16 protein-coding genes are annotated in these 13,732 nt (G+C 60.2%); 14 read left to right on the top strand and 2 right to left on the bottom strand.

Features of this window, described 5'->3' with window-relative positions; genetic code table 11:
- Nucleotides 1-93 precede the first annotated feature (93 nt).
- On the top strand, nt 94-633 hold the full coding sequence (locus Q3Y64_RS05370) for a C40 family peptidase (RefSeq protein WP_101941236.1): 540 nt from the start codon (nt 94-96) through the stop codon (nt 631-633).
- 51 nt (nt 634-684) lie between these two features.
- On the opposite strand, the gene Q3Y64_RS05365 is transcribed toward Q3Y64_RS05370, so the two are convergent.
- A complete protein-coding gene (locus tag Q3Y64_RS05365; protein ID WP_303560393.1) occupies nt 685-2,118 on the bottom strand; it encodes an ExeA family protein in 1,434 nt (477 codons plus the stop codon).
- A gap of 5 nt (nt 2,119-2,123) precedes the next feature.
- Nucleotides 2,124-3,599 (bottom strand): sigma-54 dependent transcriptional regulator, encoded by a 1,476-nt coding sequence (locus tag Q3Y64_RS05360; protein ID WP_303560392.1) that lies wholly within the window; start codon nt 3,597-3,599, stop codon nt 2,124-2,126.
- Nucleotides 3,600-3,889: 290 nt separating this feature from the next.
- Here Q3Y64_RS05360 and Q3Y64_RS05355 point away from each other — a divergent pair, with 290 nt between their 5' ends.
- From Q3Y64_RS05355 to pgeF, 13 genes are all read left to right on the top strand, one after another.
- Nucleotides 3,890-4,711, top strand: a complete 822-nt coding sequence (locus Q3Y64_RS05355; protein ID WP_101941233.1) for an ABC transporter ATP-binding protein — start codon at nt 3,890-3,892, stop codon at nt 4,709-4,711.
- A gap of 4 nt (nt 4,712-4,715) precedes the next feature.
- Entirely contained in the window at nt 4,716-5,495 is a 780-nt protein-coding gene (gene mlaE / locus Q3Y64_RS05350; RefSeq protein ID WP_101941232.1) for a lipid asymmetry maintenance ABC transporter permease subunit MlaE, read from the top strand.
- A 5-nt stretch (nt 5,496-5,500) separates the two neighbouring features.
- Nucleotides 5,501-5,977: an outer membrane lipid asymmetry maintenance protein MlaD gene (gene mlaD, locus Q3Y64_RS05345; protein WP_303560391.1), complete on the top strand. Its 477-nt coding sequence runs from the start codon at nt 5,501-5,503 to the stop codon at nt 5,975-5,977.
- 11 nt (nt 5,978-5,988) lie between these two features.
- Entirely contained in the window at nt 5,989-6,699 is a 711-nt protein-coding gene (locus Q3Y64_RS05340) for a VacJ family lipoprotein (protein ID WP_303560389.1), read from the top strand.
- Nucleotides 6,700-6,723: 24 nt separating this feature from the next.
- The gene (locus Q3Y64_RS05335) at nt 6,724-7,338 is read left to right on the top strand and encodes a phospholipid-binding protein MlaC (RefSeq protein ID WP_101941229.1); all 615 of its coding nucleotides are present in this window, start codon (nt 6,724-6,726) and stop codon (nt 7,336-7,338) included.
- Nucleotides 7,335-7,652: a lipid asymmetry maintenance protein MlaB gene (locus Q3Y64_RS05330; RefSeq protein WP_101941228.1), complete on the top strand. Its 318-nt coding sequence runs from the start codon at nt 7,335-7,337 to the stop codon at nt 7,650-7,652. Before Q3Y64_RS05335 ends, Q3Y64_RS05330 begins: the two co-directional genes overlap by 4 nt.
- Nucleotides 7,648-8,562, top strand: coding sequence for an ABC transporter ATP-binding protein (locus Q3Y64_RS05325; RefSeq protein ID WP_303560609.1), 915 nt, complete (start codon nt 7,648-7,650; stop codon nt 8,560-8,562). Before Q3Y64_RS05330 ends, Q3Y64_RS05325 begins: the two co-directional genes overlap by 5 nt.
- Nucleotides 8,559-9,314: an ABC transporter permease gene (locus tag Q3Y64_RS05320; RefSeq protein WP_303560388.1), complete on the top strand. Its 756-nt coding sequence runs from the start codon at nt 8,559-8,561 to the stop codon at nt 9,312-9,314. Before Q3Y64_RS05325 ends, Q3Y64_RS05320 begins: the two co-directional genes overlap by 4 nt.
- A gap of 3 nt (nt 9,315-9,317) precedes the next feature.
- The gene (locus tag Q3Y64_RS05315; protein ID WP_101941667.1) at nt 9,318-9,569 is read left to right on the top strand and encodes a BolA family protein; all 252 of its coding nucleotides are present in this window, start codon (nt 9,318-9,320) and stop codon (nt 9,567-9,569) included.
- A 100-nt stretch (nt 9,570-9,669) separates the two neighbouring features.
- Nucleotides 9,670-10,920 (top strand): UDP-N-acetylglucosamine 1-carboxyvinyltransferase, encoded by a 1,251-nt coding sequence (gene murA / locus Q3Y64_RS05310; RefSeq protein ID WP_303560387.1) that lies wholly within the window; start codon nt 9,670-9,672, stop codon nt 10,918-10,920.
- A gap of 28 nt (nt 10,921-10,948) precedes the next feature.
- The gene (gene hisG, locus Q3Y64_RS05305; protein ID WP_303560608.1) at nt 10,949-11,584 is read left to right on the top strand and encodes an ATP phosphoribosyltransferase; all 636 of its coding nucleotides are present in this window, start codon (nt 10,949-10,951) and stop codon (nt 11,582-11,584) included.
- Nucleotides 11,581-12,876, top strand: a complete 1,296-nt coding sequence (hisD, locus tag Q3Y64_RS05300; protein WP_101941225.1) for a histidinol dehydrogenase — start codon at nt 11,581-11,583, stop codon at nt 12,874-12,876. The genes hisG and hisD overlap by 4 nt, the downstream gene beginning before the upstream one ends.
- A gap of 38 nt (nt 12,877-12,914) precedes the next feature.
- Nucleotides 12,915-13,715 (top strand): peptidoglycan editing factor PgeF, encoded by an 801-nt coding sequence (gene pgeF / locus Q3Y64_RS05295; RefSeq protein WP_368506644.1) that lies wholly within the window; start codon nt 12,915-12,917, stop codon nt 13,713-13,715.
- Nucleotides 13,716-13,732: the final 17 nt, after the last annotated feature.

Here is a 13,732-nt window from a genome sequence, read left to right as displayed (position 1 = left end):
AAGCGGCGGCCTTGTTTTACGGCGCGGATTTCCCTGTCAGCGGAAATCCGTCACGGTTTACAGTCTCTTTCTGCTGAGGTTATAGTCCAGTCCATGCGAAACCTGCCCAAACGTCTTGTCGTGTTGTCCCTGCTGCTGGTCACTGCCGTGGCCAGTGCACAGGAGGCCGCGCCTGCTGCCCAGGGCGAGCAAGGTGCTGTTGGCAGCCTGATCGACAAGGGTTTTGGTTATCTGGGCATTAAATATCGCTTGGGAGGCACTGGTCCCGAAGTGGGTGGTTTTGATTGCAGCGGCTTGGTGCGCAAGGTGTTTGGTGATGCGCTGGGCCTCAATCTGCCCCGGACGGCGGCTGAAATGGCCCGCATTGGCGACAAGGTTGGCGCTCAGGATCTCAAGCCGGGCGATCTGGTGTTTTTCAACACCATGCGCCGCGCGTTTTCGCACGTTGGCATCTACGTGGGGGATAACAAGTTCCTCCACTCTCCGTCAAAAGGTGGCGTGGTGCGCGTCGAGGAGATCGACAGCAGTTACTGGATGAAGCGCTTCAATGGTGCGCGCCGTCTGGTGCCTGAAGCCCAGGCCGCTCCGCTGGCCCCGCCGCCCTTGCTGGCTGCTCCGCCTCTGGAGCGTTGATTCCTACCCCGTTTTGTATAAAGGCCATCCTTGCGATGGCCTTTATGTTTTTCAGCGTAGGGACTTGAAGGGGCGGACGAAAGCTCCACCGGCACGGATCCAGCCCGGCAGGTTGGCGAGAGCGTTCTGGGCTGCGGTGGCATCAGGGTAGCTGCCGTAGATCACCCCGATGGTCTGGCGTGGATCGTTCTTGACGACGTAGAGGCGTAGTTCGCTCACGTCGATGGTTTTGGTTGCAGCCGGAATGAAGTTCTCCAGCGTGGAGGCATTGGAGGCCGGGATCGAGCGCAGCTGGATGAACCACTGTTTGTCACTGATCTGTTGCATGTCGGCACGTGAGGCCTGCAGGCGCTCGCGGGCGAGCACACCAAGCTGTTCCGGAATCGGGGCGAAGCGTTCTGTGGCAGTGTTTGAGTCGCTGTTTGACGGAGTATTCGTGATGGGCGCCACCGCTGGGGTGGAACGGGCGGTGAGCGCTGCAGTGGCAGTCTTGGCTGGCGGGCTCGTCGTGCTGGCTGCGCTGCTGTCCGTGGAGTGCGTGCTTGCCGGTGTTGAGGCGCTTGCTTCTGGTGTAGTGGTCGGGCTGCCTGGCATGCGTTGCTGCCACAGGTAGCCGGCGCCTGCCAGGGCGATCAGCAGCAGGGCTACCAGGCCGATCTGGCTAATGCGTTGCCAAGGAATGGGGGCATGGTAGTCCGCGTCGCGCAAGGCGGCTTCGGCGTGGTGTTGGTTCAGGGTGTGGGTGTTGTCGGCGAAGGCCGCCAGCAGGGTTTTGTCGGCGAGAATGTTGATGCGCCGGGTGAGGCCTCGCGAGGCATGTACGATCAGGTTAAGCACCTTGTCGCCGAAAAGCTCGGGGCCGCGGTAGCCCGCGGCACGCAGGCGGAAATCGAGGTAATCACGGGTTTGCTGCCGATCCAGTGGCTGCAGGCGAAAACTCTGGGTGATGCGTTCGCGCAGAGAGCGCATGGGTCGTTCGGCCAGGATCGCATCCAGTTCGGGCTGGCCGAAGAGCACGATCTGCAGCAGCTTGCGCGTGCTGGTTTCGAGGTTCGAGAGTAGGCGGACCTGGTCTAGGGATTCGCGCGGCATGGCATGCGCTTCGTCGATGATGGCGAGTACGCGCCGGCCTTCGGCATATAGCGTGATCAGACGACGCTCGATCTGGCGCAGCAGGCTGTGGCCTTCTTGTGCTTCGACCTGCAGTTCATGCGCCACAGTGGCGATCAGTTCGCTCGGGCTGAGGCTGGGGTTGGCGATGTAGATCACCAGCGTGTCGGTGGGCAGGCGGTCGATCAGCATGCGACACAGCATGGTCTTGCCGGTACCGACTTCGCCACTGACGCGGATAATGCCTTCATCGTTGCTGACTGCGAATAGCAGCGCTTCGAGTAGTGGTCCCCGCTGAGCGCCGGTGTAGAAGTGTTCGGTTTGCGGTGTGATCCGGAAAGGCGGGTGACTGAGTCCGAAGTGTTCGCGATACATGGCGGCTATCCCTGGCTGGAGAATTCGTTGGCCGGCGCTTGGCTGGCGTGGCGCGCGAGGGTATCGATGCGGCTGTAGAGGGTTGAGCGATTCAGGCCCAGCAGGCGTGCGGCCTGGCTCATGTTGCCGTGGGCCAGTTGCAGGGCTGCAGCAATCCAGTCGCTTTCCACGCGGCGCAGCTCTTCATCGAGAGATACGCAGCCACAAGCCTGCAGGCGGGCGAGCAGGGCGGCCTGTTCAGCTGGGGCTGCCATGACTGCTGGCGAGGGGCTGGCTGGCAGGCAGTCGGGGGAGGATTCGAACTCGGCTTCGAGTTGGGTGGCGCTGACTGCGAGGCCAGCATGGCGGCTGAGCAGGCGCGCGACGATGTTGCGCAGCTCGCGTACATTGCCGGGGAAGTCGTAGCCAAGCCAGGCCGAGCGGGCGCTAGGCGTTAGCGAGCATGGCGGCACTTGCAACTGGTGGGCGTAATCCTGCACATAGTGCTCAAAGAGCGCTAGGCGATCTTCGCCGAGACTGCGCAAGGGCGGCATGACCAGACGCAGTACGGAGAGCCGGTGGTAAAGATCCGCCCGGAAGCGGCTGGCACGTACCTCGCCACGCAGATCGCGATTGGTTGCGGCAACGATCCGGGCGCCGGTATGGCGGCGCTGGGTTTCGCCAAGACGCTGGTACTCGCCGGACTCAAGTACGCGTAAAAGCTTGGGTTGCAAGTCCAGCGGTAGCTCACCGATTTCGTCAAGAAACAGTGTGCCTTCACGCGCCTCCTCGAAGAAGCCTGCTTGAGCGCCGACTGCACCGGTAAAGGCTCCGCGTGCATGGCCGAACAGGGTGGCTTCGATCAGGCCGGGCGAGATGGCTGCGCAGTTCAGGGCCACGAAGGGTTTGTCATGGTGGCGAGCCAGTTCGTGCAGGGCCCGTGCGGCGATTTCCTTGCCGGTGCCTGATTCGCCTTCGATCAAGACTGGAAATGGTGTGGTGGCGCTGCGTTGCAGCTCTGCGCGCACAATCTGCAACGCGGGGTGGGTACCCCGAATGCGCTGCAGGGCTAGCGGTTGCTGGCGTTCAGCCTCTTCTTGTCGGCGTAGCTGCAAAGCGCGTTGTAAGGCCTGACGTAACTGATCCGGGCTGGCGGGTTTTGCTATGAACTCGAGGGCGCCGAGGGTGCGGGCATGACGAGCGTGAGCCTCTTCGTCCTGTCCCGAGAGCACAATGATCTTGCACAGGGGGTCGCTGGCTAGAAGTTCGCCGATCAGTGCGAGGCCCTCATCTGCGCGGTGCGGGTGCGGGGGGAGCCCCAGATCAAGCAGAGCCAGCGCGGGAGGCCTGCCGGTGGCAAGGATTTGCTGTCGAGCGTCGCTGCGGTTTTCGGCGATGCACAGATCGAAATCGGTGGCCAGAATGTAAGCGAGCGAGCTGCGGATCAGCGGATCGTCATCAACGAGCAGCAGGCTTGGGCGCGGAGCAGTGGCTGCAGGCATGCAGTGGCGGCAATCTGGATGGTGAACAGGGGTGTGTCCAGTGTAGCGTATTCGATTGCCCTGACCGGCGGCGAGCTTGAGGATGGATGCTCTGAGGCCTGTCACCCTTGATCCCGTATTGGCGAGCTTTTGCAGATTTTGACTTACATACATCCACGGATGTATGTATATTAACTCCTCGTTTTCATATCGCGAGAAAGCGGATTCCTAGTCATGGGTGTGCGCTGCCGCGCAAACGTGGCGTGCTAAAATCCGCTTCCCCCGCTGAGCCCCCGACAGCAGCCGATACTTTGAACACACAGAGCAAAACTCCTTCTTTGGTTGAAGTGCGCGATCTGCGCTTTGGATATGGCGACCGTGACGTGCTGCAAGGCGTGAATCTGGTTGTGCCGCGTGGCAAGGTGGTGGCCATCATGGGCGGATCCGGCTGTGGCAAGACCACGCTGATGCGTCTGATCGGCGGGCAACTCAAGCCGCGCGGAGGTGAGCTCAATGTGTGTGGTCAGAGCGTGCCGGCGCTGGATCGAGAGGGGCTGTATGCCTTGCGCCGACGCATGAGCATGCTGTTCCAGTTTGGCGCCTTGTTCACCGACATGTCCGTGTTCGATAACGTTGCCTTTCCGATGCGCGAGCACACGGGGCTTTCGGAGCCAATCATCCGTGACCTGGTGCTGATGAAGCTGCATGCGGTGGGCTTGCGCGGTGCGGCGGACCTGATGCCCAGCGAGCTTTCGGGTGGCATGGCCAGGCGAGTAGCGCTGGCGCGGGCCATTGCACTGGACCCTGAGCTGATGATGTACGACGAGCCTTTCGCCGGGTTGGATCCGATTTCGCTGGGCGTGATCGGTCAGCTGATCCGCAAGCTCAATGATGCGCTGGGGGCGAGTTCGATAGTGGTGACCCACGATGTGCATGAGTCCCTGCAGATCGTCGATTACATCTACTTCCTGTCTGAAGGCAAGGTTGTGGCTGAAGGGACGCCGGATGAAATCCGCGCCTCTACCGATCCCTGGGTGCATCAGTTCGTGTGGGGTGAGGCAGATGGTCCGGTGCCCTTCCAGGTGGCGGCCGAGCCCTACGAAACTGCCTTGCTGGGGGTGAGCCGTGCTTGAGTCTGTGTTGTCTGTATTGCAGGGCATTGGTGCGCGCACCACGGCCGCTGTGTGGCACCTGGGTTTCGCCACTCGATTTTTCGTAGCAGTCTTGCTGGCTTCTGGAACGAGTTTCAGGCGTATCCATCTGACTCTGCGCGAGGTTTATTTTTCCGGCGTGCTGTCGCTGGTGATCATCATGGTGTCCGGCCTTTTTGTCGGCATGGTGCTCGGTTTACAGGGGTATGACACGCTGGCGCGCTACGGTTCGGAAGAGGCGCTGGGTGTGCTTGTAGCCTTGTCATTGGTGCGCGAACTGGGGCCGGTGGTTGCGGGCTTGTTGTTTGCCAGTCGTGCGGGCTCGGCGATTACGGCTGAAATTGGTCTGATGAAAGCCACCGAGCAGCTCGACGCGATGGACATGATGGCGGTGAACCCGATTGCGCGCGTGGTTGCTCCGCGATTCTGGGGCGGCGTGATCTCGATGCCTTTGCTGGCTGCACTGTTTTCGGCAATGGGAGTGCTGGGCGGCTACATTGTGGGGGTCGTGCTGATCGGCACGGATACCGGCAGTTTCTGGGGCCAAATGCAGGCCTCGGTTGATTTCAAGCGTGACATCCTGAACGGCGTGGTGAAAAGCGTGGTGTTTGGGGTGGCGGTGTCCTGGGTGGCGGTGTTCGAGGGCTATGACTCGGATGCCACGGCAGAGGGCGTTTCGCGCGCAACCACGCGTACCGTGGTGACCTCCTCGCTGGCCATCCTCGGGCTGGATTTCATTTTGACCTCTCTTATGTTCAGGGGCTGACGGATATGAAGCGCACTACCATCGACATTTGGGTGGGTATTTTTGTGGTGATCGGGTTTGGCGCCTTGCTGTTTCTGGCAATGCGGGTAGGTAACCTGGGCGGCAGCAAGCTGCGCGACCCCTACGAGCTGCAAGCCAAGTTCGACAATATCGGCGGCCTCAAGGTCCGTGCTCCGGTCAAGAGTGCCGGGGTAGTGGTTGGCCGGGTGGAGAAGATCGTGCTCGATTCGCAGACCTATCAGGCCAACGTGACCATGCAGATGGATGCGCGCTACGCCTTCCCGCAGGACACTTTCGCGACGATCAATACCTCCGGCCTGCTGGGTGAGCAGTACATCGGCCTCGAGCCAGGCGGTGATGAAAAGACGCTGGCTGCTGGCGAAGTGATCAAGAAAACCCAGTCTGCTGTCGTGCTGGAAAAACTGATCAGTCAGTTCATGTTCAGTACGGCCGAAGGCTCTTCCGTCAAAACCGGTAACTGAGGTCTGCTGAAGTGAGTGCCCGCAGTCTGCTTTCGCTTTGTTTGTTAGTACTGCTCGCTTTGAGCGGCTGTGCCAGCACGAGTGGTCATCCAGATGATCCGTGGGAGAGCATGAATCGCAAGGTTCAGACTTTCAACGACAATCTCGATGACTACGCCGCCAAACCCGTTGCCGAGGTTTACAGGGCCAGCGTGCCCTTGCCCACGCGTAGCAATGTGAGCAATTTCTTCGGTAATCTGGAAGACGTGTGGATTGGGGTGAATAACCTGCTGCAAGGCAAGCCGAGGGATGGTTTGAATGATTTGAGCCGTTTTGCCGTCAACTCCACGATCGGCATCATTGGTTTCTTTGACGTGGCGACCGAGCTGGGCCTGGAGAAGCATGACGAGGATTTCGGTCAGACTCTCGGGCGCTGGGGGGTTCCGAGTGGCCCCTATCTTGTTTTGCCGCTGGTTGGCCCCAGTTCTGTACGTGATGCTGGTGGTTTCGTGGTGGACAAGCTGGCGAACTATCCCGATTACTTCATCGAAAGCGTGCCGATGCGTAATGCCGGCTACGTAACCAAGTTTGTTGATACGCGTACGCGTCTGCTCGGTGCGGAGTCCGTGCTGGAAGACGCTGCGCTTGATAAATACAACTATCTCAGAGGTTTTTATCTGCAGCGCCGCAAGAGCCAGATTTACGATGGCCGGCCGCCGCGTGAAGACGATGACTACCGCTGAGCCACTTCCCTCAAGGAGTAGAGAATGAAACTGATCAAGTTCCTGTCGAGTCTGTTGCTGTCGGTTTTTGCCCTCCAGGCCGTGGCGCAGGAGGCGCCGGACGCGCTGGCCAAGCGTGTGATGAACGAAGTGCTGGAGATCGTGCGTACCGACAAGTCCATCCAGTCGGGTGATCAGAAGCGCATTTTCGAGCTGGTGGATGCCAAAGTGCTGCCGCATTTCGATTTTCGTCACATGACAGCACTGGCCATGGGGCGCGAGTGGCGGAATGCTTCGGCCGAGCAGAAAGATGCGATGACGGCGGAATTCAAGATCCTGCTGGTGCGCAGCTATTCAAATGCGCTGGCCCAATACAAGAATCAGACCATTGATTTCAAGCCGATCCGCATGCAAGCCGCAGATAGCGATGTGATCGTGCGTACCGAGGTCAAGCAGGCCGGCGCCAAACCGGTGTCGATCGATTACCAGATGGAAAAATTGGCTGAGGGCTGGAAGGTTTACGACGTGATGGTGGCCGGAGTGAGCTTGGTGACCAATTATCGCGAAACATTCGCGCAGGAGATCAAGGCTGGTGGTATCGACGGCCTGATCAAGAGCCTGAAGACCAAGAACGCTCAAGCCGAGGTGGTCAAGAAGTGATTTCCGAACGCGACGGTCAGCTCTTCATCACGGGGGCCATGAATCAGCAGACAGTGCCGGAGCTGCAGCCGGAGGGCGAACTGCTGGTCGTGCAGGCCGATCGCGTGGTGAATCTTGCGGGTATCGAAGCCGTGGATTCGTCCGCGATTGCCGTGTTGCTGAGCTGGAAGCGGGCTGCACTGGCAGCGGGCAAGCAGCTGTCTATTGTGTCGGCCCCGGCTGCATTTGTCAGCCTTGCCAGCCTGTATAGCGTAACGCCCTTCCTTTTTCCTGAACTTTCCGCCGACGGTAGCCGCACCAGTGTCCAGCATTGACTCTCCCGCCATCCAGGTATGCGGGGCAGTCAAGCAGTTTGGCTCGCTGCAGGCGTTGGCTGGTGTAGACCTCGAAATCCGGCAAGGTGAGTTCTTCGGTCTGCTGGGGCCTAATGGTGCCGGCAAGACCACCCTCATCTCCGCGCTCGCTGGTTTGCAGCGTCTCACTGCAGGTTCGATCCGGGTGATGGGGCATGACGTGGTGAGTGACTACCGTGCCGCACGCAGTAGCCTCGGTGTGGTGCCACAGGAGCTGGTTTTCGATCCTTTCTTCTCGGTGCGCGAGTTGCTGCGCATCCAGTCCGGTTATTTCGGCATCCGTCGCAATGATGACTGGATCGACGAGCTGCTTGCCAGCCTAGACCTCACCAGTAAAGCCGATACCAACATGCGCCAGCTCTCTGGCGGCATGAAGCGCCGGGTGCTGGTGGCTCAGGCACTGGTGCACAAACCTCCGGTGATCGTGCTCGATGAGCCCACGGCCGGCGTCGATGTGGAATTGCGGCAGACCCTGTGGGTCTTCATCCGCAAGCTCAACGAGGCGGGCCACACCATCGTGTTGACCACGCACTACCTGGAAGAGGCTGAAGAGCTGTGCGGGCGGATAGCCATGCTCAAGGCTGGGCGTGTCATCGCGCTTGATACCACGCCGAACATTCTTGCCCGTGTCAGCCACCATGCCCTCAAGCTCCGGGTGGCGGGACTTGATTGCCTGCCGGCTTCGCTGCAGACGCAGGGTGCGGTGTTGCAGGACGGTGTGCTGCAGATTCCCTTCGAGCGCCATGCGCAGATAGAAAGCTTGCTGGCTGCGGTTCGTGAAGCCGGGGCTGGGATTCTGGAGGTTGAAGTCGCGCGTCCCGATCTGGAGCAGGCCTTCGTCGAAATCATGAATGCGGAGGTCACGGCATGATTGCCTTCCGCACTCTGCTTTACAAAGAAACATTGAGGTTCTGGAAAGTCAGTTTCCAGACCGTGGGGGCGCCAGTACTCACCTCGGTGCTCTATCTGATGATTTTTGGTCATGTGCTCGAAGGCCGTCTGCAGCCCTTCGATGGCGTCAGCTATACCAGCTTCCTGGTTCCGGGACTGGTGATGATGAGTGTGCTGCAGAACGCGTTTGCCAACAGTTCGTCCTCGCTGATCCAGAGCAAGATCACCGGCAACATCGTGTTTGTGTTGCTGCCGCCGATCTCCTGGCTGGAGTTCTATGCCGCTTACGTCATTGCTTCCATCGTCCGAGGCGTGGTGGTGGGCGGTGGGGTATGGCTAGCGTCGCTATTTTTCAGCTGGACCGGAGTGGCGCATCCTCTGTGGGCACTGGCTTTCGTGGTCTTGGGCGCGGCCTTGCTGGGCACACTGGGTGTTGTCGGCGGGATCTGGGCGGACAAGTTCGATCAGCTCGCGGCCTTCCAGAACTTCTTGATCATGCCGCTGACTATGCTTTCCGGAGTGTTCTATTCCATCAACTCGCTGCCGCCCTTCTGGCAGGCACTGTCGCACTTCAACCCGTTCTTCTTCATGATCGACGGTTTCCGCTACGGCGTTTTCGGCGTCTCCGACGCGTCGCCCTGGTTGAGCCTTGCCATCGTGAGCGCCGCGCTGCTGGCGCTGGCCGGGATGTGTCTGAACATGCTGCAGCGTGGTTACAAACTGAGAGGTTGAATGATGTTTCAAGCCAGCGAAATCCAGCGTTTGATCGAGCAGGGGCTAGCCTGCGACACCGTAATCATCGAAGGTGATGACGGCGTGCATTTTTCCGGCATCGTCGTGAGTGCCGAATTCGAGGGCAAGATGCGCGTGCGCCAGCATCAGGCCGTGTACGCCACGCTGGGCAGCCTGATGGGCAACGAAATTCATGCCTTGCAGCTCACCACCTATACCCCGGCCCAGTGGGCCGAGTTGCAGAAAACCCTTTGAATTGAACCGGCCTGCGGGCCATTGAAGAGGAATACGGGGAACGAGTGGCAGGCAAGGGTTTGTAGCCTTTTCACCTCTCTTTTCCCTTTCACTGAACGACATGGACAAACTCCTGATTGAAGGCGGTGCCCGCCTGAGTGGTGAAATCAGCATCTCCGGCGCCAAGAATGCGGCTTTGCCGATTCTGTGCGCTGCGCTGCTCACCGCCGAACCGGTGACTTTCACCAATGTGCCGCAACTGAAGGACATCGGTACCTTGCTGCACCTGCTGGCCGATATGGGCGTGAAGGTTGAGCGCAACGGCGATACGGTGACCCTGAACGCTGCTGTGATCAGCAATCCGGTGGCGAGCTACGAGCTGGTCAAGACCATGCGAGCGGCAATCCTGGTGCTCGGTCCGCTGCTCGCCCGTTGTGGTGAGACCAAGGTGAGCTTGCCTGGTGGTTGTGCGATTGGCGCCCGCCCGGTGGATCAGCACATCAAGGGTCTGCAGGCGATGGGCGCTGAAGTGTCGGTCGAGCACGGCTATGTGCTGGCCAAGTCGCCGCGTCTGCGGGGTGCTCGCCTATTTACCGATATGGTGACCGTGACCGGCACCGAGAATCTGATGATGGCGGCCTGTCTGGCCGAGGGCGTAACGGTGATCGAGAATGCCGCACGCGAGCCGGAAGTTGTCGATCTCGCCAACTGCCTTGTCTCCATGGGGGCACAGATTTCCGGCGCCGGTACCGACGTGATCCGCATCAAGGGCGTTGATCGTCTGCATGGCACCACACACCGCATCATGCCGGACCGCATCGAGACCGGCACCTATCTGTGCGCAGCGGCCGTCACTGCTGGTGATGTACGTCTGCTGAACACCTCGTCGGCGTATCTCGATGCTGTGGTCGACAAGCTGATGGATGCTGGCTGTGAGGTCATGTCGGAGCGCAATGCGATTCGCATCACGGCGCCAGTGCGCTTGAAGGCCGTGAGCCTGCGCACTTCGCCTTATCCGGCTTTCCCGACCGACATGCAGGCCCAGTTCATGGCTATCAACTGCGTGGCGGAGGGCTCGTCGATCATCCGCGAGACGATTTTCGAGAATCGCTACATGCACGCGGTGGAGTTGCAGCGTCTGGGTGCCAATATCAAGATTGATGGCAGCACGGCCTTCGTGACCGGCATCGAAAAACTGCAAGGTGCCACGGTGATGGCGACCGATCTGCGCGCCTCGGCGAGCCTGGTGATTGCGGGCTTGGTGGCGGAAGGTGAAACCACCATCGAGCGCATCTATCACCTTGATCGTGGTTACGAAAAGCTGGAAGAAAAACTGGCTGCACTCGGCGCGCGCGTGCGTCGCACCAGCTGAGGACGGGATTGTGAGCACTTACAACGGTATTACCCTGGCGCTTTCCAAGGGTCGCATTTTTGAGGAAACCTTGCCGCTGCTCGCTGCGGCCGGCATCGAGCCGGTCGAGAATCCTGAGTCTTCGCGCAAGCTGATTATCGGAACCAATCGTGCTGATGTGCGTCTGGTAATCGTGCGTGCGTCCGATACGCCGACCTATGTGCAGTACGGTGCGGCCGATCTGGGTATCGCCGGCAAGGACACCCTGATCGAGCATGGAGGGGCAGGGCTGTATCAGCCAGTGGATCTGAATATCGCCAAGTGCCGTATGAGCGTGGCTGTGCCGAATGATTTCGACTATGCCGCTGCCGTGCAGCGTGGTGCGCGTATCCGCGTGGCTTCGAAGTACATCAAGATTGCCCGCGAGCACTTCGCAGCCAAGGGCATGCACGTGGATCTGATCAAGCTATACGGGTCGATGGAGCTGGCTCCACTGGTGGGCTTGGCCGATGCCATCGTCGATCTTGTGTCGACCGGCGGTACCTTGCGCGCCAACAATTTGCGCGAGGTCGAGGAGATCATGCAGATCAGCTCACGTCTGGTCGTGAATCAGGCTTCGCTGAAAATGAAGCGCGAGTTGTTGCAACCCGTGATCGAAGCTTTTGCCGGAGCCGTCAAGCCATGAGCCAGATTCGCCGCATGAGCGCTGCTGAGCCTGGCTTTATCGCTGCGCTAGACGCACTGCTGGCCTTCGACAACAGCACTGATACGCGTGTCGATGCGGCCGTGACCGAAGTGCTGGCGGCGGTGCGCGCGCGGGGCGATGCGGCGGTGGTCGAATTTACCAACCGCTTTGACCAGCTTGATGTGGCAGATATGGCCGCTTTGGAGCTACCCAAATCAGCCCTACAGGAAGCGCTCGATAGCCTCACGCCGGAGCAACGCAGCGCGCTCAATATCGCTGCCGCTCGCGTGCGCAGCTACCACGAGAAGCAACTGCTCGAATCCTGGAGCTTCACCGAGCACAACGGCACGCGACTGGGGCAGAAGGTCACGCCGCTGGATCGTGCCGGCCTGTATGTGCCGGGAGGCAAAGCCAGCTACCCGAGTTCGGTGTTGATGAACGCGATTCCGGCCAAGGTGGCGGGCGTGGGCGAGCTCATCATGGTGACGCCGACCCCGCGTGGCGAGCGTAACCCCTTGGTGCTGGCCGCCGCGGCCATTGCTGGCGTGGACCGAGTGTTCACCATCGGTGGCGCACAGGCTGTGGCCGCGCTGGCCTATGGCACGCAGACGATTCCTCAGGTCGACAAGATCGTTGGTCCAGGCAACGCCTATGTGGCTGAAGCCAAGCGCCGCGTATTTGGCACGGTGGGCATCGACATGGTCGCCGGCCCTTCGGAAGTGCTGATCATTTCGGATGGCACGGGTGAGCCGGACTGGGTGGCGATGGATCTTTTTGCCCAGGCCGAACACGATGAAGTGGCGCAATCCATCCTGCTGTGCACCAGCGACGCTTTTATCGACGCGGTTGCTGCCTCGATTGCCAGACTGCTGCCGGAAATGCCGCGGCACGAGATCATTGCCGCCTCACTGAAGAATCGTGGTGCACTGATCAAGGTGGCGAGTCTCGGCGAAGCTTGTGAGATCGCTAACCGTATCGCGCCGGAGCATCTAGAGCTCGCCATTGAAGATGCCGAGCCCTGGATTGAGCGGATTCGCCATGCTGGCGCCATTTTTGTCGGGCACTGTTCGGTTGAATCGTTGGGCGACTACTGTGCCGGGCCAAACCACGTATTGCCTACCATGCGCAGCGCACGTTTCTCTTCGCCGCTTGGGGTCTATGACTTCCAGAAGCGTACCAGCATCATTCACATGTCAGTTGCCGGTGCCGCTGAACTGGCCCCAGTTGCTGCAACACTGGCTTATGGTGAAGGCCTGCAGGCTCACGCAAAGTCGGCTGAATATCGCAAATAAAGTAACCCGGGTGAAGGCTGCAAGCCGGATCCGGGGATGTGTTGTGGACGCTCCCGGGCTTCGCTTTGCTGCATCCGGGCTACGGATCGATACGCCTGGATATGCCCGAGCTGAAATTCATTACGCCTGACTGGCCTGCACCGAAAAAGGTTCGAGCCGTTTCTACGACGCGCTGGGGTGGTGTGAGCACCGGGGCCTATGCTGCATTGAACCTGGCCAAGCATGTTGGTGATTCACTTGAGCACGTGCTGGAGAATCGCCGTCGTCTGGTAGCCAAGCTGCCCATGGAGCCCTTGTGGCTGGAGCAGGTGCACGGTTCTACCGTCGTCAATGCAGCCTGCACATGCCCCGATGCGCAGGCTGATGCCAGCGTGGCGCGCATGAGCTACCAGATCTGCAGTGTGATGACGGCCGACTGTTTGCCGGTACTGCTCTGTGATATTGCCGGCACAGCCGTGGCGGCAGCACATGCAGGCTGGCGAGGGTTGGCGGGGGGCGTGCTGGAGAACTCCGCGCGCGCCATGCAGGTACCGGCCACGTCGATCATGGCCTGGCTCGGCCCTGCCATCTCGCAGGCTCGCTTCGAGGTCGGTGATGAAGTGCGGACGGCTTTCCTGGCGCATACGCCCGCGGCAGCGGAGGCCTTCCTGCCGGGCAAGGAGCAGGGGAAATGGCAGGCTGATCTGTATCTGTTGGCACGGCAGCGCCTGGCTTTAATGGGGGTGACGCAGGTGTATGGTGGCGATCGCTGCACCTATGACGAAGCGGACGCTTTTTTCTCGGCGCGTCGAGACGGTACTCAGTCGGGGCGACAGGCTTCCCTCATCTGGCTTGAATAGGGCGGGTGGATAGCCCG

Source organism: Uliginosibacterium sp. 31-12, from assembly GCF_030548425.1.
GTDB lineage: Bacteria > Pseudomonadota > Gammaproteobacteria > Burkholderiales > Rhodocyclaceae > Uliginosibacterium > Uliginosibacterium aquaticum.
Note: the sequence above shows the minus strand (reverse complement) of the source record. Positions and strands in the feature narration are given on the sequence as shown.

Bases quoted from the DNA above. Each gene is read 5' to 3' on its own strand.
- Q3Y64_RS05370 (WP_101941236.1), top strand. From the start codon at position 94: ATGCGAAACCTGCCCAAACGTCTTGTCGTGTTGTCCCTGCTGCTGGTC.
- Q3Y64_RS05365 (WP_303560393.1), bottom strand. From the start codon at position 2,118: ATGTATCGCGAACACTTCGGACTCAGTCACCCGCCTTTCCGGATCACA.
- Q3Y64_RS05360 (WP_303560392.1), bottom strand. From the start codon at position 3,599: ATGCCTGCAGCCACTGCTCCGCGCCCAAGCCTGCTGCTCGTTGATGAC.
- mlaD (WP_303560391.1), top strand. From the start codon at position 5,501: ATGAAGCGCACTACCATCGACATTTGGGTGGGTATTTTTGTGGTGATC.
- Q3Y64_RS05335 (WP_101941229.1), top strand. From the start codon at position 6,724: ATGAAACTGATCAAGTTCCTGTCGAGTCTGTTGCTGTCGGTTTTTGCC.
- Q3Y64_RS05320 (WP_303560388.1), top strand. From the start codon at position 8,559: ATGATTGCCTTCCGCACTCTGCTTTACAAAGAAACATTGAGGTTCTGG.
- Q3Y64_RS05315 (WP_101941667.1), top strand. From the start codon at position 9,318: ATGTTTCAAGCCAGCGAAATCCAGCGTTTGATCGAGCAGGGGCTAGCC.
- murA (WP_303560387.1), top strand. From the start codon at position 9,670: ATGGACAAACTCCTGATTGAAGGCGGTGCCCGCCTGAGTGGTGAAATC.
- hisD (WP_101941225.1), top strand. From the start codon at position 11,581: ATGAGCCAGATTCGCCGCATGAGCGCTGCTGAGCCTGGCTTTATCGCT.